We start from the raw sequence: 21592 nt of genomic DNA, 5'->3' as shown, positions 1-21592 counted from the left end.
ATTACTTACGCGTAAACCGGGAAACGTGCACAGATATCCAGCACTTTACCTTTGACGCGCTCGATAACAGCTTCGTCATTGATGTTGTCCAGAACGTCACACATCCAGCCAGCCAGCTCTTTCACTTCAGCTTCTTTAAAGCCACGGCGAGTCACAGCCGGAGAACCGATACGGATACCGGAAGTCACAAACGGGCTCTTCGGATCGTTCGGTACGCTGTTTTTGTTAACGGTGATGTTAGCACGGCCCAGCGCGGCGTCAGCTTCTTTACCGGTCAGGTTTTTATCAACCAGATCCAGCAGGAACAGGTGGTTTTCAGTACCGCCAGAAACCACTTTGTAGCCACGGTTCAGGAACACTTCCACCATCGCTTTGGCGTTTTTGGCAACCTGCTGTTGGTAAACCTTGAACTCAGGCTCCATCGCTTCTTTCAGCGCCACCGCTTTCGCCGCGATCACGTGCATCAGCGGGCCGCCCTGCGCGCTTGGGAACACAGCGGAGTTCAGTTTTTTGTACAGCTCTTCGTCACCGCCTTTCGCCAGGATCAGGCCACCGCGTGGACCCGCCAGGGTTTTGTGGGTGGTGGTGGTCACAACGTGTGCGTGTGGAACCGGGTTCGGATAAACGCCTGCGGCAATCAGACCCGCAACGTGCGCCATATCGACGAACAGATATGCACCGATGCTGTCGGCGATTTCGCGCATTTTTGCCCAGTCAACAACGCCGGAGTAAGCAGAGAAGCCACCGATGATCATCTTCGGTTTGTGCTCTTTGGCCTGCTTCGCCATGTCTTCGTAGTCAATTTTGCCGGACTCATCAATACCGTAAGGGATGATGTTGTACAGTTTGCCGGAGAAGTTAACCGGGGAGCCGTGAGTCAGGTGGCCGCCTTGTGCCAGGTTCATACCCAGAACGGTATCGCCCGGTTGCAGCAGAGCGGTGTAAACAGCGAAGTTAGCCTGAGAGCCGGAGTGCGGTTGTACGTTAGCGTAGTCAGCGCCAAACAGCTCTTTTGCGCGATCGATAGCCAGTTGCTCAACGATATCAACGTACTCGCAACCGCCGTAGTAGCGCTTGCCCGGATAACCTTCAGCATATTTGTTGGTCAGCTGAGAACCCTGCGCCTGCATAACACGCGGGCTGGTGTAGTTTTCGGAGGCGATCAGTTCGATGTGCTCTTCCTGACGTACTTTTTCCTGCTCCATAGCCTGCCACAGTTCGGCATCATAATCGGCAATGTTCATTTCACGCTTTAACATCCGCATCTCCTGACTCAGCTAACAATAAAATTTTCGGCCTTAAAAGGCGGTCCGTAGGACAACGGCGAACAGTATAACCGAATCATTCTTCGATAACAGGTCTTGACAAAGGATTTTACGCAAACGATTACCTTCATGGTACGCAAGGCTTTGGAGAACAAAGGTCTGCTGAATTTCAACGGATTTCTTTTCAGGTTTGTGATGCAGATTTTTCACGATGTAACCTTTACAACGCAAAGTTACAAAGAACCATTTACAATGCAGGGGTATTTTTTATAAGATGCATTTGACATACATCATTAAAGTCTCAGATAAAGGAAGACCGTATGCTTGACGCACAAACCATCGCTACAGTGAAAGCCACCATTCCCCTGCTGGTTGAAACAGGCCCGAAGCTGACCGCCCATTTCTACGACCGCATGTTTACGCATAACCCAGAGCTGAAAGAAATCTTCAACATGAGTAATCAGCGTAATGGTGATCAGCGTGAAGCGCTGTTTAATGCTATTGCCGCGTATGCCAGCAATATCGAAAATCTGGCGGCACTGTTGCCGGCTGTTGAGAAAATCGCACAGAAGCATACCAGCTTCCAGATTAAACCCGAGCAGTACAACATCGTGGGTGGCCATTTACTGGCAACGCTGGACGAAATGTTCAGCCCAGGCCAGGAAGTTCTGGATGCGTGGGGCAAAGCATACGGCGTGCTGGCGAACGTTTTCATCAACCGTGAAGCGCAAATCTACAGCGAAAATGCCAATAAAAATGGCGGCTGGGAAGGTACCCGTCCTTTCCGTATCGTGGCAAAAACCCCACGCAGTGCACTTATCACCAGCTTTGAATTTGAACCTGTCGATGGTGGCGCAGTGGCTGAATATCATCCGGGGCAATATCTGGGCGTCTGGTTAAAGCCGGAAGGTTTCCCGCATCAGGAAATTCGTCAGTACTCACTGACCCGTAAACCCGATGGCAAAGGCTACCGTATTGCGGTTAAGCGTGAGGACGGTGGTCAGGTTTCAACCTGGCTGCACAACCATGCGAATGTTGGCGACGTTGTTCACCTGGCCGCACCTGCGGGCGATTTCTTTATGGACGTTGCGACCGACACCCCGGTATCTCTGATCTCCGCAGGCGTGGGACAAACCCCAATGCTGGCGATGCTGGATACGCTGGCAAAAGCGAAGCATACGGCACAGGTTAACTGGTTCCACGCGGCAGAAAATGGTGACGTGCATGCCTTCGCTGATGAAGTCAATGAACTCGGCAAAACGCTGCCACGCTTTAGCGCACACACCTGGTATCGTGAGCCAACCGAAGCCGATCGTGCGAAAGGTGCCTTTGATAGCGTAGGTCTGATGGATTTGAACAAACTGGAAAGCGCAATCAGCGATCCGGCGATGAAGTTTTATCTGTGCGGTCCGGTTGGTTTCATGCAGTTCGCCGCGAAGCAGCTGGTCGGTCTGGGCGTGAAAAACGAGAACATTCATTACGAATGCTTCGGTCCGCACAAAGTCTTGTAATGTGTTACGCGAGTAGGCCGGATAAGGCGTTTATGCCGCCATCCGGCAATCACTCTGCCTGATGCGCTACGCTTATCAGGCCTACAAATTAACGGCGCGGCTTAGATTGCCGCGTCGTCTTCTTCACCGGTACGAATACGAATAACGCGTGCCACGTCGAAGACAAAAATCTTACCGTCGCCGATCTTGCCGGTCTGCGCCGTACGGATAATGGTGTCGACGCAGGTATCGACGATGTCGTCGGTAACCACAATTTCAATTTTTACCTTCGGCAGAAAATCCACCATATATTCCGCGCCACGGTACAACTCGGTATGGCCTTTCTGACGGCCAAAACCTTTCACTTCTGTCACAGTCATACCGGTAATGCCGACTTCTGCCAGCGCTTCGCGGACGTCGTCCAGCTTGAAGGGTTTAATAATCGCATCAATCTTTTTCATGCTATTCCTTGAAAAGGTCGCCTGTCTTTTGATCGAATAAAGCTAACATAATCCGCAGATTTATTCTTTGAAATCGTTTGCATCCAGCTCGTGCCGAGAAAGCAATTTATAGAATTCGGTGCGGTTGCGCCCCGCCATTCTTGCCGCGTGGGTCACATTGCCCTTGGTGATTTGCAGCAGCTTACGCAGATAGTTGAGCTCAAACTGGTTACGCGCCTCAACAAAGGTCGGCAGCGCGGTGTTTTCCCCTTCCAGCGCCTGCTCCACCAGCGCGTCGCTGATCACCGGTGAAGAGGTCAACGCCACGCACTGCTCAATTACGTTGACCAGCTGGCGCACGTTGCCCGGCCAGCTGGCGGTCATTAACCGCTTCATGGCATCGGTTGAAAAGGCGCGTACGAACGGTTTGTGCCGTTCAGCAGACTGGCGCAGCAGATGGTTCGCCAGCAGCGGAATATCTTCCGTACGCTCGGCCAGCGCAGGGATCTTCAGGCTCACCACATTGAGGCGATAGTACAAATCCTCGCGAAATTCGCCCCGTGCCATCGCTTTGGGTAAATCGCGGTGGGTCGCAGAAACGATCCGCACATCAATGTCGATATCGCGGTTACTGCCCAACGGTCTGACTTTTCGTTCCTGCAATACGCGCAGCAGTTTCACCTGTAACGGCGCAGGCATATCGCCAATCTCATCGAGAAACAGCGTACCGCCTTCTGCGGCCTGAAACAGCCCTTCACGATTGCTCACCGCACCGGTAAAAGCACCGCGCGCATGACCAAACAGTTCTGATTCCAGCAGTTGTTCCGGCAACGCGCCGCAGTTAATGGCAATGAAAGGTTTTTGGCTGCGTGGGCTGGCGTTGTGAATAGCCTGAGCGAAAACTTCTTTCCCGGTTCCGCTTTGACCGTTGATCAAGACGCTAACGTCCGATTGCGCCACCATTCGCGCCTGTTCCAGCAGGCGTAGCATCAGCGGGCTGCGGGTAACGATAGATTCGCGCCAGCTGTCATCGGTGGCGGGCGCAGACTGTTCCAGCGCCCCGTCAATCGCGTGATATAACGCGTCCTTGTCGACTGGTTTAGTGAGAAAACTGAACACCCCTTGCTGGGTCGCCGCAACAGCGTCCGGGATGGAGCCGTGAGCGGTCAGGATAATCACCGGCATTCCAGGCTGTACTTTCTGGATTTCAGTAAACAGCTGCATGCCATCCATTTCATCCATGCGCAGATCGCTAATAACCAGATCCACTTTTTCACGGTTCAGCACCCGTAACCCTTCCTGCCCACTTTCCGCGGTCACGACGCTGTAGCCTTCGCTGGTCAGTCGCATTCCAAGTAATTTCAACAGTCCCGGATCGTCATCCACCAGCAGCAGATGCGCGGGCTTACGGCTTATCATGGTGTAACCTCATCGGCAGACGGCGCTGCGCCTTCTTCGTTATCAGGCGTAGTGAGTTTATCGTTCCCGTGCGGCGCATCAGGATTGTAGTTACCGCCAGGTTTGCGCGTGGAAAGCTGACGCTCAATATCGGTCAGATTCTCCAGCTTGCGGGTCGTGAGATCGAGCTGGGACTGCAAATGCTGCTGCTGTTGGCGCAGCGTATCGAGATCGCTGTCGGACGCCTGCTGGAGTTTACTGTAGCGCATACGCTCTTCGGCAAGCTGCAATTGCAACGTTTGGCTGCTGCGCCAGACCTGATACAGCGGGCGTACCTGCGGCGGAATTTGCGGGCTTAACGCATCGAGGCGCGTAACAGCCTCCCGCCTTTCAGGCGGCGTAATGTTGGCGTTATCGAGCAGGATCCCACGCCTGAAAGCGCCCTGCCAGGTATCTGTCATCAGGGTGCTGGCTTCACTACGCGCCTGCACCGGCATCAGGCGATTGGCACAATCCATCGCCCGCAGCCAGTACAACGGATTGGTTTCTGTAGAATGGCCAGACAGCGACCAGATATCCGCACAGTCGGTTGCAAGGTAGTCCGCCAGTTGATTAGGCGGAATTTTCTCCTGCGAGGGATCGCCGATAATATGATTCACCGCGTTCGGGACACAACCAACCAGCGCCAGGCACGGCAGGCTTGCGAGGATGACGCGACGAAGAAAATGTCGTTTAAGCATTCGGACAACAACGTATGGCATACTCACCAGACTTAGGTTTATTTTAGTGATTTTTCGCAGCAGCTAGCGGCAGTTCTATGCGAAAACAAACGTTTTGCGCATGGTCATAAACCAGATACAGCTTGCCCCGCATACGGCGGATGCAATCTCTGGCAATGCTTAGCCCCAACCCGCTTCCTTTTACCGCCCCTTTTCGCTGATGACTCCCCTGGAAAAAAGGCTCGAAGATCATGGTCTGTTCTGCTTCTGGAATCGGTGTGCCGGTATTCATTACATCGATGTATACCGTTGAGCCATGCAAACTGCTGCGGATCCAAATGTTACCGGATTCAGCACCATAGTGCACCGCATTGGAATAAAGATTGTCCAGCACGCTCATCAACAGCATCGGTTCTGCCAGGCAGGTGTTCACCGCAAGCGCAACATCAGTATGTATCATTTTGGCGCGAGCGGGCAGGCTATGCGCAGAAACAACGCTCTCCACCAACGGCGCGATTTCCACACTTTCAAGTTCTACCTCGTCATCAGCCAGCTTGCGGTTGTAATCAAGGAGTTGTTCAATCAGCTTTTGCAGGTTGCGGCTGCTGTCATCCAGAATACCGACCACCTCTTTTTGCTCCGGTGTTAACGGGCCAACCACCTGATCGGCCAACAATTCGGTACCTTCGCGCATGCTCGCCAGCGGTGTTTTCAGCTCATGGGAAAGATGGCGTAAAAACTGATGCCGTTGCGACTCAAGCCAGGAGAGACGTTCGCTTAACCAGATGATACGCTGCCCCACGGATCTCAGCTCCCGTGGCCCGGTAAATAATACGCTATCCCCCAGCGAGCGCCCTTCTCCCAGACAGTTGATCATCCGTTCAATGCCCTTCACCGGACCGATAATCATGCGGGTAAACAGCAAGACCATCGCCAGGCTGACGAGAAACAGCACCAGTGCCTGCCAGCCAAAAAACTGCCCGCGTTCGGCTATTTCCTGCTGTAACTGCTGCCCACGAGAAAAGACCACGGTACGCGTCGCTTGCACCATCTCGGTATTGGCATTGGCGAACGCTTCCAGCCGTGCAGCCGACACACTGTCAGGACCACTGTTTTTACACTGCAACTGCGCGAGATCGTTAAGATCCTGACGCAACGCCTGGTAGAGCTTGGTATCCGGCAACACCCCCGCATGCGCATCCAGCATGTCGCTGTAGCGTTTACGCTGGCTTTGGTAGACCCTGGCCAATGTTGGGTCATCAAGCACGCAGTATTGCCGATAGCTGCGCTCCATCTCCAGCGCGACGTTGGTCATCGCCTCGCTGCGTCTGGCATCAATCAGCGTGGTGCGGTTTGTCAGCGCAGCCTGCGCGCTCAGGGCATTCAGACTTTGCCATGCCTGCCAGGCCAGAACTAACAACGGCAGCAGGATAAGCAAGAAGGCCAACGTCACCAATTGACGTAAAGATCGGGGAAAAACTGACCAGCGCTTCAAGGCGTTACTCTCAATGGACAGGAATAGATTGATGCTAACTGAGGGGAACGCCAGATACAACAAAGCCGGGATTAACCCGGCTTTGTTATGGAATAAGGCGGTGCCTAACTCGACGTTTCGCCCGGAGGTTGATATGAGCAATGCTAATATCAGATGTTGGACGGCAGGCACCTTGTTGTGCGTCATTCGAAGTTTATGTAGCACGTCCCGAAGGGGCTGACATAAGAAGGTGAATGAGCCACTGGTTAATATTATGCAGCATCTGTGCCAATATTCAAAACACTTTATTAACACAATGATAAGTATGAAAAATATTATTATTTTCACAAATAACAATTCTGGCTGTTTTTTGTTCTCTCTGTCGCCAATCAGCAACACTTGCAGCACTTAAAAACAAATCCCTATTAAATCAAATAATTAAACGTCTCTTTTTGACGACACCGCAACCCTGCCCATGTCGGCATTTCCCGACACTTTACTTTTAGGTGCAAGCGCTGAGTTTATTGCCGGATGGCGGCGTGAACGCCTTATCCGGCCTACAACCGCATTTTCCCTGTAGGCCTGATAAGCGTAGCGTCATCAGGCGGGTTCCATCCGGCAGACAAAAAAAAGCCCCTCGCGAAGAGGGGCTTGATGACTATTGAGCGAATTAACCGAGCTGTTTACGCGCGTTGCGGAAAATACGCATCCATGGGCTATCCTCGCCCCAGTTTTCAGGGTGCCAGGAGTTGCTCACGGTACGGAACACACGTTCCGGGTGCGGCATCATAATGGTGACGCGACCATTTTCAGTGGTCACTGCAGTAATGCCGTTCGGCGAACCGTTCGGGTTAGCCGGATAGGTCTCGGTCACCTTACCGAAGTTATCAACGTAGCGCAGCGCCACCAGACCTTTGCTCTCAAGCTGAGCCAGATGCGCACCGTCACGCACTTCCACACGACCTTCACCGTGAGAAACGGCAATCGGCATCATCGAACCCACCATATCAGCAAGCAGTAAGGATGGGCTTTGCGTCACTTCGACCAGACTGAAGCGGGCTTCAAAACGATCGGAGTGGTTACGTACAAAGCGCGGCCACAGGTCGCTTCCTGGGATCAGCTCACGCAGGTTAGACATCATCTGACAACCGTTACACACGCCGAGTGCCAGCGTTTGCGGGCGATGGAAGAAGGTTTCGAACTCATCACGGACGCGGTTGTTGAACAGAATCGACTTCGCCCAACCTTCACCAGCGCCAAGCACATCGCCGTAAGAGAAGCCGCCGCAGGCCACCAGCGCCTGGAAGTTACCCAGGCCGATACGTCCGCCCAGCAGGTCGCTCATGTGCACATCGATGGCGTCAAAACCCGCACGGTGGAAGGCAGCTGCCATTTCAACGTGGGAGTTCACACCCTGCTCGCGCAGTACGGCCACTTTGGGACGTGCACCGGTGGCGATGTACGGAGCGGCAACATCTTCGTTGATATCAAACGACAGTTTAACGTTGAGACCAGGGTCCGCATCGTTGGTTTTAGCGTCGTGTTCTTGATCGGCGCATTCCGGATTGTCACGCAGACGCTGCATCTGCCAGGTGGTTTCCGCCCACCACATACGCAGGGTTGTACGGCTTTCGCTAAACACCGGCTGGCCGTTAGCGGTCAGGTTGAAGCGGTCACCTTCAACGGCTTTACCGAGGAAGTGTACGCAGTCTGCCAGGCCGTGGGCAGCCAGAATCGCTTCCACCGCCTCACGCTCAGCAGCACGAACCTGAATCACCGCACCCAGTTCTTCGTTAAACAGCGCCGCCAGACGATCTTCACCCAGAGAGTGGATATCAGCGTCAATACCGCAGTGACCGGCGAAGGCCATTTCCGCCAGCGTAACCAGCAGACCGCCGTCAGAACGGTCATGATAGGCCAGCAGCTTACGCGCAGCGACCAGCGCCTGAATCGCATCGTAGAAGCCTTTCAGTTGCTCAACGTTACGCACGTCGGCAGGCTTATCGCCCAGTTGACGGTAAACCTGCGCCAGCGACGTAGCGCCCAGCGCATTGTGACCAAGACCGAGGTCAATCAGCAGCAGGGCGTTGTCTTCAGTAGAGAGCTGCGGGGTAATGGTGTGGCGCACATCTTCTACGCGGGCAAAGGCGGTGATCACCAGCGACAGCGGCGAGGTCATTTCACGCTGCTCGTTACCTTCCTGCCAGCGGGTTTTCATCGACATAGAGTCTTTGCCCACTGGAATGGTCAGGCCGAGCGCCGGGCATAGCTCTTCCCCGACGGCTTTTACTGCTTCGTACAGGCCAGCATCTTCACCAGGGTGACCCGCAGCCGCCATCCAGTTTGCCGACAGCTTAATACGTTTGATGTCACCAATCTGCGTTGCCGCAATGTTTGTCAGCGCTTCACCGACCGCCAGACGCGCAGAGGCAGAGAAGTCCAGTAGTGCAACCGGCGCGCGTTCGCCGATAGACATCGCTTCGCCGTAGTAGCTATCGAGGCTTGCGGTAGTGACCGCGCAGTTAGCGACCGGGATCTGCCACGGACCAACCATCTGGTCACGCGCAACCATGCCGGTAACGGTACGGTCACCGATGGTCACGAGGAACGTTTTCTCCGCGACAGTCGGCAGATGCAGCACGCGGTTAACCGCATCTGCAATCGAGATTTCACCACGATTCAGGGCATCGCCTTTGGCTTTCAGCGTCTGCACATCGCGGGTCATTTTCGGTGTTTTACCCAGCAGCACATCAAGCGGCATGTCGATCGGCTGGTTGTCGAAGTGGCTGTCGCTCAAGGTCAGATGCTGTTCTTCGGTAGCTTCACCAATCACCGCATACGGCGCGCGCTCGCGCTTACACAGTTCGTCAAACAGCGGCAATTGATCGGCAGCAACCGCCAGCACGTAGCGTTCCTGGGATTCGTTACACCAGATTTCCAGCGGGCTCATACCCGGCTCGTCGCTGAGGATATCGCGCAGCTGGAACTTACCGCCACGACCGCCATCGCTTACCAGCTCCGGCATAGCGTTAGACAGTCCACCCGCGCCAACGTCATGGATAAACAGAATCGGGTTCGCATCACCCATCTGCCAGCAACGGTCGATAACTTCCTGGCAACGACGTTCCATTTCCGGGTTGTCACGCTGTACGGAAGCGAAATCAAGATCGGCATCAGACTGGCCAGAAGCCATAGAGGAGGCTGCCCCGCCGCCAAGGCCAATGTTCATTGCCGGGCCGCCGAGGACGATAAGCTTAGCGCCAACGACGATCTCGCCCTTCTGCACGTGATCGGCACGGATGTTACCGATCCCGCCTGCCAGCATGATCGGTTTATGGTAACCGCGCAGCTCTTCGCCGTTATGGCTGTTGACCTTTTCTTCATAGGTACGGAAGTAGCCAGTCAGCGCCGGACGACCAAATTCGTTGTTAAATGCCGCGCCGCCCAGCGGACCTTCGGTCATGATATCAAGCGCGGTAACAATACGGTCCGGCTTACCGAAGTCTTCTTCCCACGGCTGTTCAAAGCCAGGAATACGCAGGTTGGAAACGGAGAAACCCACCAGCCCGGCTTTCGGTTTTGCACCGCGACCTGTTGCGCCCTCGTCGCGGATTTCGCCGCCGGAGCCGGTTGCAGCACCTGGCCACGGAGAGATGGCCGTCGGGTGGTTGTGAGTTTCAACCTTCATCAGAATGTGGGCTGGTTCCTGATGGAAATCGTAGCGGCCAGTTTTGTGATCGGCAAAATAGCGGCCCACTTCAGAGCCTTCCATTACCGCAGCGTTGTCTTTATAGGCAGACAGCACGTGGTCCGGCGTGGTTTCGAAGGTATTCTTGATCATCTTAAACAGCGACTTCGGCTGCTGTTTACCATCGATAACCCAGTCGGCGTTAAAAATCTTGTGGCGACAGTGCTCAGAGTTGGCCTGCGCAAACATGTATAGTTCAATATCGTTCGGGTTACGTCCCAGTTTGGTGAACGCATCCTGCAGATAGTCAATTTCGTCTTCCGCCAGCGCCAGACCCAGACGCAGGTTAGCGTCGATCAGCGCCTGACGTCCCTCACCCAGTAGATCAACGCTGGAGACCGGCGCCGGTTGGTGATGGGCAAACAGTTTTTCGGCATCGTTCAGCGCAGAGAAAACCGTTTCCATCATGCGGTCGTGCAGTTCGTCGGCCACCATCTGCCATTGCTCAGCGGTCAGCGTAGAGGCTTCTACATACCAGGCAATGCCACGTTCCAGGCGGCTAATCTGGTGCAGACCGCAGTTGTGGGCAATATCAGTCGCTTTAGAAGACCACGGGGAGATGGTGCCTGGGCGAGGCGTAACCAGCAGCAGTTTGCCTTCCGGGGCGTGGCTTTGCAGAGCAGGACCATATTTCAGCAGGCGTGCAAGCTGCGCGTGCTCATCTTCATTTAACGGTGCATTCAGATCGGCAAAATGGACGTACTCGGCGTAAATGTTGTGGACCTGGAGGTTGGCAGCCTGAAAACGTGCCAGCAGTTTGTTAATACGGAATGCAGACAGTGCAGGTGAACCACGCAGAATTTCCATCATAAGTCTCTCGTCTTCTAAGCTTTCGGTGTGCCCAAGTGGGGGAAACGGGCGTCATTATAAAGAATCTACCGCGCCGACGAAACCGTTTGCGTCGAAATAAAATCACGACCGTCACTTATCATCAAATGCGGTCAGATTTCTGAATAAGTTGCCAACTGACGCAAGTTTAAGCAAAATGCCGTTCATTAATGACGACTTCACTTCTTAATCAACACCACAGCAGACAGAGACAACGTACGGTTCAGAGAATTAACTAATTGAAAAAATTAAAGATTAATTATCTGTTCATCGGCATATTGACGCTGTTGTTGGCAGCGGCCCTTTGGCCATCTATCCCCTGGTTCGGTAAAGCCGAAAATCGTATCGCCGCCATTCAGTCGCGGGGAGAGCTGCGCGTCAGTACCATCGACTCACCGTTAACTTACGCGACCCTCAACGGCAAAAAATTCGGCCTGGATTATGAACTGGCCCAGGAATTTGCCGACTACTTAGGCGTGAAGTTAAAAGTTACCGTACGCCAGAACATCAGCCAGCTTTTTGACGACCTGGATAACGGCAATGCCGACCTGTTAGCCGCTGGTCTGGTCTATAACAGCGAGCGGGTGAAAAATTACCAGCCAGGCCCGACCTATTATTCGGTTTCACAACAGCTGGTGTACCGGGTTGGGCAATACCGCCCGCGCACACTTGCCACCGTGAACGAAAACCAACTGACTATCGCCCCGGGGCACGTGGTGGTTAATGACCTCCAGCAGCTAAAAGAGAAAAAATTTCCCGATCTGAGCTGGAAAGTCGATGACAAAAAGGGCACCACCGAACTGCTTGATGATGTAATCGCCGGAAAGCTGGATTACACCATTGCCGATTCTGTCGCCATCAGCTTATATCAACGCGTGCATCCTGAGCTGGCCGTAGCGCTCGACGTCTCTGACGAACAACCGGTGACATGGTTTAGTCGGCTGGACGATGACAACACGCTGTCTGCCGCCCTACTGGATTTCTTCAACACTATGAATGAAGACGGTTCTCTGGCACGGCTGGAAGAGAAATATCTCGGGCATGGCGATGATTTTGACTATGTCGATACCCGCTCCTTTTTACGCGCCGTAGACAGCGTGTTGCCGGACCTCAAGCCGCTGTTTGAGAAATATGCGCAAGAGATAGACTGGCGACTGCTGGCCGCTATCTCATATCAGGAATCACACTGGGACGCGCAGGCCACCTCTCCAACCGGCGTACGTGGGCTGATGATGTTGACCAAAAATACTGCCCAGAGTCTCGGGCTGACCGACCGTACCGATGCCGAACAGAGTATCAGCGGCGGCGCGCGATATTTGCAGGATATGATGAGTAAAGTACCGGATACCGTCCCCGAAGGAGAACGCATCTGGTTTGCCCTTGCAGCCTATAACATGGGTTATGCACACATGCTGGATGCGCGGGCGCTGACGGTGAAAACCAAAGGCAATCCGAACAGTTGGTCTGACGTAAAACAGCGATTACCGCTGCTCAGCCAAAAGCCGTATTACAACAAGCTGACCTATGGCTATGCGCGTGGCCACGAAGCTTACGCCTATGTGGAAAATATCCGTAAGTATCAGATTAGCCTGGTGGGATATCTGCAAGAGAAAGAAAAACAGGCGATAGAAACGCAGCAACTGGCGCAGGATTACCCGACGGTGACGCCCGCAGAACTATTAGGTAAAGAGAAATTCCCGCTTTCGGCGTTTCTGTCTCAAACGTCGTCAAACTACCTGACGCACTCCCCTTCCCTGCTGTTTTCACCGCATAAAAAAGAGGAGAAGTAGTCTTGTACGCCTGATAAGCGCACTGCCATCAGGCTGAGAGTTACTGATTAGCAGATTTTTTCAGGGCTTTGATTTCCTGCCGGCGCATGCGGAAGAAATCACTGAGCAACGTGGCACATTCATCCCGCAGTACCCCCTCTGTCACTTCAACCCGATGATTCATTCCAGGGTGATGCAGTACATCCATTAATGACCCGGCAGCGCCCGTTTTCGCATCGCGCGCGCCAAAAACGACCCGACCGATACGGCTGTGCACCATCGCGCCCGCGCACATCACGCACGGTTCCAGAGTGACGTACAGGGTGGCATCTAACAGGCGGTAGTTTTGCAGCACCAGGCCGCCCTGACGCAACGCCATAATCTCAGCGTGGGCAGTCGGATCATGATGTCCAATCGGGCGGTTCCAGCCTTCGCCAATCACTCGGTTGTTATGTACCAATACCGCACCCACCGGGACTTCACGCTCATCCCAGGCGCGCTTAGCCAGCGTTAAAGCATGACGCATCCAGTATTCGTGGCTAAATTCAACATCTGACAAAGGGGTAACTCCAGTAATCAAAGCGGGCGAATTATACACGTCATACTTCAAATTGCATGTGCGTTAGCTATTCGAGTTGCTGAAGCTCTCCGCGCGGCGTGACGCGCCAGCGATGCTGGCAAAAGGAGAGCAGCGGATTGTCCTGATTACTGTCACTATAGCCACTGTAAAGCTGTAGCGGCGCGCCAATGTGGCGTTCCAGTTGTGTCACTTTCTCATGGCCCAGACAGCGCAAAGTCAGTACCCAGCCGCCGTAGCCCCGCGCCATTTTGCTGGCGATCAGATTGACTCGCGGTAGCCATGGAGTATCAAAGTAAACCTGCTCGACCAGTGACTGCGGAGAGCCGGTAATAAGCCAGATATCAGCGTCAGAACTTAACAGATAGGTTGTCAGCCGCTGCTGCACGAGCGGAAACGCCGTCACGTTACTGCGAAACCAGCGCACAAAGTCGGCCTGATGCGCTTTCAGACGCGCTTCGCTGCGGCCAAAAGTGCATCCCCATAACAGCAGGCTCATTGGCCAGCGGGCGGCACGTCCTTTTATCAGCAACGCCAGCGCAATCACCGGTAACAAAGGCAGCACAAGCAACGCGTTCAGCGGCTGGCGACGCAGCAGATAACGAATAAAACTACCGAACATATCCTGCTGGTGTAACGTGCCATCCAAATCAAAAAAGACAACGCGGCGCTGGTGATTGATCAAACCTTATTCCTCTGGATCAGTGAATCCCAATAGCCAGGTAAACAGGAACCCGGCGATAACTGCTACCAGATAGCCTAACAGATAGAACATCACTTTTCCGGCAACAATCGTCAGTGCCAGCGGTAATCCGGAGATGCCAAAGGTGATGACCGTCGCCACCTTCCAGTAGCTAATCAGCGCCCCACCTACCGCGCCGCCAAGACAAGCACCGATAAACGGCTTACCCAACGGCAGCGTTACGCCAAAAATGAGCGGCTCGCCAATCCCCAGCAGTCCGACCGGTAGCGCCCCTTTGATCACTTTCTTTAGCCGCGCATTACGAGTTTTCATCAGAACCGCGATCGCAGCACCTATTTGCCCAACGCCCGCCATCGCCAGGATCGGAAAAAGCGCGTTATAACCGTGTGCCTGAACCAGCTCAACGTGGATGGGCACCAATCCCTGATGAAGTCCGGTGAGCACCAACGGCAGAAAGGTACCTGCCAGCACGGCACCGACCAGAAAACCGCCGCGATCGATAGCCCATGATGCGCCGTGAGCGATAGATTCAGAAATCCATCCGCCAAGCGGTTGCAGCGCCACAATCGCGATTACGCCGGTAATGATGGTGGTTAGCAGCGGGTTAAGGATAAGCTCCAGTGATTCCGGCAACAGCGTGCGGAATTTACGTTCGATCCAGCACATCAGCGCAACCACCAGCAATACCGCGATCACCCCACCGCGCCCCGGCTGCAACGCTTCGCCAAACAGGGTAATTTGCGCCAGTTGAGGGCTGGAAAGGATCCCCGCCATCACCCCGCCCATTGCCAGGGAGCCACCGAAAACTTTGGCGGTATTCACCCCGACCAGAATATTCATAATGGCAAACACGGCGCTGCCAAATATGCCCATCAACCCCAGCATATTTGGATAGTGGGTCGCAAAATCCCCCACGATATCCGGGCGCTTAAGGATGTTAATAATGCCGGTAATCAAACCGGAGGCGATAAACGCCGGAATAAGAGGGATAAAGACGTTCGCCAGCTTGCGCAGCGCATCGCTCATCGGCGCTTTGTACTTCGCTTTGGCCTCTGACTTGGTGCGCTCAATATCATTGGCACCTGCTCGCTCGCCGCCATCGGCAATCAGGGAACGCATGGCATCCGCCACTTTGGCAGCTTTACCGGGGCCGACAATAATCTGGTGCTGTGCGCCCTGCTTCACGTAGCCGCTAACGCCGGGCAGTTGCCTGAGGCGGGGAATATCGATCTGCCCGTCATCCTGAACTTCCACCCTGACACGGGTCATACAGTTTTCCAGACGCAGAATATTGTTCTCTCCGCCAACGCCCAGCAGGATGTCGCTGGCCAGCAACGCCGTCTTATCCATATACACCTCTTAGTGTTCTAACGCCGCGCGTAAAAAACCCTGGTGAGCGGCAAGCTTTTCGCGGGCGGCAGCGGCATCCAGGCCGGTGAGCGCCATTAAAATAGCTGGCTTAACATCATAATCCGTCTGCTTCAGCAGCGTTTCAGCTTGAGCCCGCGCAATACCGGTGGCTTCAACCACCATACGGCACGCCCGATCGACCAGTTTGACGTTGGTTGCCTGCATATCCACCATCAGGTTCTGGTACACCTTGCCAAATTTCACCATCGCGCCGGTGGAGATCATATTGAGCACCAGCTTTTGCGCGGTGCCGGATTTCAGTCGTGTTGACCCGGTCAGCGCCTCAGGCCCCACTACCGGAGAAATAGCAATATCCACTTCATGCGCGATAGGGGAATCCGGATTGCAAGAAATAGCCGCCGTTGTACAGCCCACCGAACGCGCATATTTCAACCCGCCAATTACATACGGCGTGCGACCAGAAGCTGCCAGCCCCACCACCAGATCCTGTGCGGTAAGATTGAGCCCGCGCAGATCGTCTTCGCCTAGCTGCGGGTTGTCTTCTGCGCCTTCTACTGCCTTCAGCAAAGCGCCCGGTCCCCCGGCAATCAGCCCAACCACCAGACCGTGCGGGACGCCGAAGGTCGGTGGGCATTCAGACGCGTCCAGCACCCCAAGACGCCCGCTGGTACCTGCTCCCATGTAAATAATGCGTCCACCGGCTTTTAGCGCGTCAGTTGCCGCATCAACCGCACGCGCAACTTCAGGAAGAGTTGCTTTTACTGCTTCAGCTACCAGCGTATCCTGTTGATTAAAACGATGAACCAACTCCAGAGTGGAGAGCGCATCCAGATCCATGGTCTGAGGATTGCGGGTTTCTGAAACTAACGCACCGAGATTCATTTTTTGTTCCTTAGGAATTTTTAATTCATAATAATCTGTCATAATGGAATATTATATTCACTAAGGCGAGTGATATTTTGTTTTGTAATCGCCATCACATTTTCGCCAGGAGAAAGCATGAACTGTTTAATTCGCATTCGTCAGCGTTATCCGGATCTCGCGCAAAGCGATAAAAAACTTGCGGATTATCTTCTTGCTCAGCCGGATACTGCGCGTCATCTCAGTTCACAGCAGCTGGCCTTTGAAGCGGGCGTCAGCCAGTCCAGCGTGGTGAAATTCGCGCAAAAGATGGGCTTTAAAGGATTCCCGGCACTCAAACTGGCGATTAGCGAAGCATTGGCCAGCAATCCCAACCCCCATTCCATTCCGGTACATAATCAGATTCGCGGTGACGACCCGATGCGAATGGTAGGCGAGAAACTGATTAAAGAGAACGTGGCGGCGATGCATGCGACGCTGGACGTCAACAGCGAAGAGAAACTGATGGAGAGCGTCACGATGCTGCGTTCAGCCCGCCGCATTATCGTGACCGGGATTGGCGCATCGGGTCTGGTAGCGCAGAATTTTGCCTGGAAGCTGCTGAAGATTGGTTTTAACGCGGTGGTGGAACGCGATATGCACGCCCTACTGGCGACGGTGCAGGCGCTTTCGCCCAACGATCTACTGCTGGCCATTTCGTATACCGGAGAGCGTCGCGAGCTCAACCTGGCTGCGGATGAAACGTTGCGCACCGGCGCGAAAATCCTCGCCATCACCGGATTTACACCGAACGCACTGCAGCAACGGGCAAGTCATTGTCTGTACACCATTGCCGAGGAGCAGGCCACGCGCAGCGCAGCGATTTCCTCCACCCATGCGCAAATGATGCTCACTGATTTACTGTTTATGGCGCTGGTACAGCAGGATCTGGAGCATGCCCCGGAACGTATTCGCCACAGTGAGGCACTGGTAAAAAAACTGGTCTGAGCAAAGAATGCGCGTATAATGCCCGCCCGATTTGTGATGTTTTGAGAGTTTCCTGATGGCCCTGTTAATCACTAAAAAGTGTATCAATTGCGATATGTGCGAGCCCGAATGCCCGAATGAGGCGATTTCGATGGGTGATAGCATTTACGAGATTAACAGCGACAAGTGTACGGAATGCGTAGGCCATTACGACACGCCAACCTGCCAGAAGGTGTGCCCGATCCCCAATACTATTTTGAAAGATCCGGCGCATGTCGAAACAGAAGAGCAGCTGTGGGATAAGTTTGTGCTGATGCATCACGCCGATAAACTTTAGCCGCGTCGCCATCTGGCGATGAAGCCCCTACCCTGCCCCTGCAACAAACGCATAACCCGTAGGCCGGATAAGACGCTACGCGTCGCCATCCGGCATCGTCCTGAATCTAACTTTCGATAATCACCGTGGCGCAGGCGTAGTGACGCTCATCGGCCAGCGTCACATGCATGTGCGCAACGCCGAGTTTTTCCGCCAGTTTTAACGCCTCTCCCCATAATCGCAGACGCGGCTTACCGAGTTCATCGTTAAAGACTTCAAACTGATTAAACGCCAGCCCATTGCGAATACCCGTGCCAAAGGCTTTTGCTGCCGCCTCTTTGACTGCAAAACGCTTCGCCAGAAAACGCACCGGCTGCTGATGCGTTTCCCAGATTGCCCATTCGTTGTCGCTGAGCACACGTCTTGCCAGGCGGTCGCCGGAACGGGAGATCACCGCTTCGATGCGGGCAATCTCCACGATATCCGTACCTAGTCCCAGAATCGCCATTAGCCACGCGCTTCCAGCATCAGGCGCTTCATTTCGACTACGGCCTCTTTCAGGCCGCTCATCACCGCACGTCCAATAATGGCATGGCCAATGTTCAGCTCGTGCATTTCCGGGATCCGCGCGATAGCTTTAACGTTGTGATACGTCAGACCGTGACCCGCATTCACCTTCAGGCCAAGACTTGCAGCATAGGTTGCCGCTTTGGCGATACGCGCCAGTTCGCTGGCCTGTTCTGCGTCGGTTTTCGCATCGGCGTAACAGCCGGTGTGAATCTCAATAAACGGTGCGCCAACTTCCGCAGCGGCCTTAATCTGTTCTTCATCGGCATCGATAAACAGCGAAACCAGAATGCCTGCGTCCGCCAGCCGTTTGCAGGCATCGCGCATCTTGTCACGCTGACCGGCGACGTCCAGCCCACCTTCAGTGGTAACTTCCTGACGTTTTTCCGGCACCAGGCAGCAAAAATGCGGCTTAGTCTCAACGGCAATCGACAGCATCTCTTCGGTGACTGCCATTTCCAGATTCATGCGCGTATCCAGCGTCTGGCGCAAAATACGTACGTCACGGTCGGTGATATGACGACGGTCTTCACGCAGGTGTACGGTAATACCGTCCGCGCCCGCCTGTTCAACGATAAACGCTGCCTGAACCGGGTCCGGATATGCGGTACCGCGTGCATTACGTAAAGTGGCAATGTGGTCAATGTTGACGCCTAACAGTAATTCGGCCATGACAATCCTCGTTTTTTATTTTCGCTTCGGCATAAACTGCCGGAATAATTCGCGGCTCTTTAAGGGCTTACCACCAAGATACGGCTTTAACGCCATGCGGGTAAAGCGTTTCGCGGCGCGAAGCGTATCAGCATCCGGAAATTCCCGCGATTCGAGTGCTTTCAGATGGCGTCCGGTAAAGGTGGCGTTATCAATCACTACGCTTGCGATAAACCCTTTTTCTTCCCGGTAGCGATAGGTCATGGTGTCGTCTACCGGCTCGCCGCTGCCCGCACAGTGGGTAAAATCGACGCCATACCCCAGATGACCAAGTAAGGCTAGCTCAAAGCGACGCAACGCAGGTTCTGGCGAACCCGTCGCGCCAGCCAGCGCCTGAATGCAGTTCAGATAATCGAAAAAGAGTGCAGAAAAACGGGTTTCGTATTCGAGTACGCGCGAGATAAGCTCGTTAATATACAAGCCGCTGTACAGCGTGATTCCGCTAAGGGGGAGTGCCAGAGAAACGGCTTCGGCGCTGCGCAAGGTTTTGACCTCGCCACGTCCACCAAAGCGAAGCAACAACGGGGTAAAAGGCTGGAGTGCGCCTTTAAGATTGGAGCGTTTGGAACGTGCGCCTTTAGCCACAAGGCGCACGCGACCCGACTCTTCCGTGAAGACGTCCAGCACGAGACTGGTTTCGCTCCAGGGGCGACTATGCAGGACAAAAGCGCGTTGCCATCCTTCCATATACTCGCCGTGTTTCAGAGGATGTGTTTAGACGTCGTCGCCGTAACCGAGGCTACGCAGCGCGCGTTCGTCATCGGCCCAGCCGGATTTCACTTTCACCCACAGTTCGAGGTGAACGGGCGCTTCGAACATCTCCTGCATGTCTTTACGCGCTTCGATGCCGATGGTTTTAATCTTGGCCCCTTTGTTGCCAATAACCATCTTCTTCTGCCCTTCACGTTCAACGAGGATCAGACCGTTGATGTCGTAGCCACCGCGCTCGTTAGAGATAAAACGCTCAATCTCCACGGTAACGGAGTACGGCAGTTCAGCACCCAGAAAACGCATCAGCTTTTCACGGATGATTTCAGAGGCCATAAAGCGCTGAGAACGGTCGGTGATGTAATCTTCCGGGAAGTGATGAATAGCTTCCGGCAAATGCTTACGCACGATGCCCGCAACGGTATCGACATTCAAGCCGGTTTCGGCAGAAATCGGTACGATATCAAGGAAGTTCATCTGGCTTGCCAGGAACTGCAGGTGCGGCAGCAGATCGGCTTTTTCCTGAACGTTGTCGACTTTGTTGACGGCCAGAATAACCGGGGCTTTGCCATCACGCAGCTTGTTGAGCACCATTTCGTCGTCCGGCGTCCAGCGGGTGCCTTCGACAACGAAAATAACCAGTTCAACATCACCGATCGAGCTGCTCGCCGCTTTGTTCATCAAGCGGTTAATAGCCCGTTTTTCTTCCATATGCAGACCCGGGGTATCAACATAAATCGCCTGATACGCGCCTTCGGTATGGATGCCAACAATACGGTGACGTGTTGTCTGAGCCTTACGTGAGGTAATAGAAATCTTCTGCCCAAGCAGATTATTCAACAGGGTGGATTTGCCGACGTTCGGGCGACCGACGATAGCAATAAATCCGCAGTAGGTTTTCTCTTCGCTCATTCCAGCTCCAGTTTTTTCAACGCCTGTTCGGCGGCAGCCTGCTCAGCCTTACGACGGCTCGAACCTGTGCCAACCACCGGTTCACTCAGGCCGCTGACCTGGCAGTGGATAGTAAATTCTTGATCGTGTGCTTCACCACGGACCTGCACCACCAAATAAGACGGCAGAGGCAGGTGGCGGCCCTGCAAATATTCCTGCAGGCGCGTTTTCGGATCTTTTTGTTTGTCGCCTGGGCTAATTTCATCCAGACGAGTTTGATACCAGTTCAGGATCAATTGCTCAACGGTTTGAATATCGCTGTCGAGGAAGACGCCGCCGATCAAAGCTTCAACGGTATCCGCCAGGATTGATTCACGACGGAAGCCGCCGCTTTTCAGCTCACCTGGCCCCAAACGTAAACATTCACCGAGGTCAAACTCACGGGCTAATTCAGCCAGCGTATTGCCGCGAACCAGCGTCGCGCGCATGCGGCTCATATCACCTTCATCCACACGCGGGAAACGGTGATACAGCGCATTAGCGATAACAAAGCTCAAAATAGAGTCGCCTAAAAATTCTAAACGCTCGTTATGTTTGCTGCTGGCGCTCCGGTGAGTTAATGCCTGCTGCAACAGCTCCTGATGATTAAAAGTGTAGCCCAGCTTCCGTTGAAGCCGATTAATTACGATGGGGTTCATGCGATACCAATAAATGAATGCGTCAACAATTCAGCACACGAAACAGACCTGATATACGCACTTCGCTGAGCCATCCGGCTTCGCCTGCATGC

Annotated in this window: 19 protein-coding genes; 4 read left to right on the top strand and 15 right to left on the bottom strand. The window is 53.9% G+C overall.

Annotation, left to right across the window (positions count from 1 at the left end; genetic code table 11):
• Positions 1 to 5: 5 nt before the first annotated feature.
• Positions 6 to 1259, bottom strand: coding sequence for a serine hydroxymethyltransferase (glyA, locus tag OGX90_RS07025; protein ID WP_003835277.1), 1254 nt, complete (start codon positions 1257 to 1259; stop codon positions 6 to 8).
• Between the two features lie 326 nt (positions 1260 to 1585).
• Here glyA and hmpA point away from each other — a divergent pair, with 326 nt between their 5' ends.
• Entirely contained in the window at positions 1586 to 2776 is a 1191-nt protein-coding gene (gene hmpA / locus OGX90_RS07020; protein ID WP_286623408.1) for an NO-inducible flavohemoprotein, read from the top strand.
• 101 nt (positions 2777 to 2877) lie between these two features.
• On the opposite strand, the gene glnB is transcribed toward hmpA, so the two are convergent.
• The 5 genes from glnB to purL all read right to left on the bottom strand — a co-directional run bounded on the left by glnB (position 2878) and on the right by purL (position 11344).
• Entirely contained in the window at positions 2878 to 3216 is a 339-nt protein-coding gene (gene glnB / locus OGX90_RS07015) for a nitrogen regulatory protein P-II (protein ID WP_002914032.1), read from the bottom strand.
• A 60-nt stretch (positions 3217 to 3276) separates the two neighbouring features.
• Positions 3277 to 4611 (bottom strand): two-component system response regulator GlrR, encoded by a 1335-nt coding sequence (gene glrR / locus OGX90_RS07010; RefSeq protein WP_304502732.1) that lies wholly within the window; start codon positions 4609 to 4611, stop codon positions 3277 to 3279.
• A complete protein-coding gene (gene qseG / locus OGX90_RS07005; protein WP_286623406.1) occupies positions 4611 to 5354 on the bottom strand; it encodes a two-component system QseEF-associated lipoprotein QseG in 744 nt (247 codons plus the stop codon). The genes glrR and qseG overlap by 1 nt, the downstream gene beginning before the upstream one ends.
• Positions 5355 to 5376: 22 nt before the next feature.
• A complete protein-coding gene (gene qseE, locus OGX90_RS07000) occupies positions 5377 to 6807 on the bottom strand; it encodes a two component system sensor histidine kinase QseE/GlrK (RefSeq protein ID WP_286623644.1) in 1431 nt (476 codons plus the stop codon).
• A gap of 649 nt (positions 6808 to 7456) precedes the next feature.
• Positions 7457 to 11344, bottom strand: a complete 3888-nt coding sequence (gene purL / locus OGX90_RS06995) for a phosphoribosylformylglycinamidine synthase (protein ID WP_137377899.1) — start codon at positions 11342 to 11344, stop codon at positions 7457 to 7459.
• A gap of 257 nt (positions 11345 to 11601) precedes the next feature.
• Here purL and mltF point away from each other — a divergent pair, with 257 nt between their 5' ends.
• Positions 11602 to 13152, top strand: coding sequence for a membrane-bound lytic murein transglycosylase MltF (gene mltF / locus OGX90_RS06990; RefSeq protein WP_234692677.1), 1551 nt, complete (start codon positions 11602 to 11604; stop codon positions 13150 to 13152).
• Between the two features lie 40 nt (positions 13153 to 13192).
• On the opposite strand, the gene tadA is transcribed toward mltF, so the two are convergent.
• Genes tadA through murQ form a run of 4 tightly spaced genes read right to left on the bottom strand, consistent with a single transcriptional unit; the run spans position 13193 to position 16664 of the window.
• A complete protein-coding gene (gene tadA / locus OGX90_RS06985) occupies positions 13193 to 13729 on the bottom strand; it encodes a tRNA adenosine(34) deaminase TadA (RefSeq protein ID WP_286573943.1) in 537 nt (178 codons plus the stop codon).
• 28 nt (positions 13730 to 13757) lie between these two features.
• Positions 13758 to 14393, bottom strand: coding sequence for a phosphatidylglycerophosphatase C (gene yfhb / locus OGX90_RS06980; RefSeq protein WP_234692676.1), 636 nt, complete (start codon positions 14391 to 14393; stop codon positions 13758 to 13760).
• Between the two features lie 3 nt (positions 14394 to 14396).
• Positions 14397 to 15761 (bottom strand): PTS transporter subunit EIIC, encoded by a 1365-nt coding sequence (locus tag OGX90_RS06975; RefSeq protein ID WP_286623404.1) that lies wholly within the window; start codon positions 15759 to 15761, stop codon positions 14397 to 14399.
• A gap of 9 nt (positions 15762 to 15770) precedes the next feature.
• Positions 15771 to 16664, bottom strand: a complete 894-nt coding sequence (murQ, locus tag OGX90_RS06970; protein ID WP_286623402.1) for an N-acetylmuramic acid 6-phosphate etherase — start codon at positions 16662 to 16664, stop codon at positions 15771 to 15773.
• 117 nt (positions 16665 to 16781) lie between these two features.
• Here murQ and OGX90_RS06965 point away from each other — a divergent pair, with 117 nt between their 5' ends.
• Positions 16782 to 17630: a MurR/RpiR family transcriptional regulator gene (locus OGX90_RS06965; protein ID WP_032944256.1), complete on the top strand. Its 849-nt coding sequence runs from the start codon at positions 16782 to 16784 to the stop codon at positions 17628 to 17630.
• Positions 17631 to 17685: 55 nt separating this feature from the next.
• Complete coding sequence (locus tag OGX90_RS06960) at positions 17686 to 17946, top strand: YfhL family 4Fe-4S dicluster ferredoxin (protein ID WP_003037590.1); 261 nt, start codon at positions 17686 to 17688, stop codon at positions 17944 to 17946.
• A gap of 106 nt (positions 17947 to 18052) precedes the next feature.
• On the opposite strand, the gene acpS is transcribed toward OGX90_RS06960, so the two are convergent.
• Genes acpS through rnc form a run of 5 tightly spaced genes read right to left on the bottom strand, consistent with a single transcriptional unit; the run spans position 18053 to position 21500 of the window.
• Complete coding sequence (gene acpS, locus OGX90_RS06955; RefSeq protein WP_003037588.1) at positions 18053 to 18433, bottom strand: holo-ACP synthase; 381 nt, start codon at positions 18431 to 18433, stop codon at positions 18053 to 18055.
• Complete coding sequence (gene pdxJ, locus OGX90_RS06950) at positions 18433 to 19164, bottom strand: pyridoxine 5'-phosphate synthase (RefSeq protein WP_008785494.1); 732 nt, start codon at positions 19162 to 19164, stop codon at positions 18433 to 18435. The genes acpS and pdxJ overlap by 1 nt, the downstream gene beginning before the upstream one ends.
• 15 nt (positions 19165 to 19179) lie before the next feature.
• Positions 19180 to 19890: a DNA repair protein RecO gene (gene recO, locus OGX90_RS06945; protein WP_008785495.1), complete on the bottom strand. Its 711-nt coding sequence runs from the start codon at positions 19888 to 19890 to the stop codon at positions 19180 to 19182.
• Positions 19891 to 19917: 27 nt separating this feature from the next.
• Positions 19918 to 20823: a GTPase Era gene (era, locus tag OGX90_RS06940; protein ID WP_003037581.1), complete on the bottom strand. Its 906-nt coding sequence runs from the start codon at positions 20821 to 20823 to the stop codon at positions 19918 to 19920.
• Positions 20820 to 21500 carry a ribonuclease III gene (gene rnc / locus OGX90_RS06935; protein ID WP_003037579.1) on the bottom strand — a complete coding sequence of 227 codons (681 nt, stop codon included), beginning with the start codon at positions 21498 to 21500 and terminating at the stop codon, positions 20820 to 20822. Before rnc ends, era begins: the two co-directional genes overlap by 4 nt.
• Between the last annotated feature and the right edge of the window lie 92 nt (positions 21501 to 21592).

This window comes from Citrobacter sp. Cpo012 (assembly GCF_030333015.1).
In the GTDB taxonomy this organism is placed as follows: Bacteria; Pseudomonadota; Gammaproteobacteria; order Enterobacterales; family Enterobacteriaceae; genus Citrobacter; species Citrobacter portucalensis.
The sequence above is the reverse complement of the archived record's forward strand: the minus strand, read 5'-3'. Positions and strand labels throughout refer to the sequence as shown.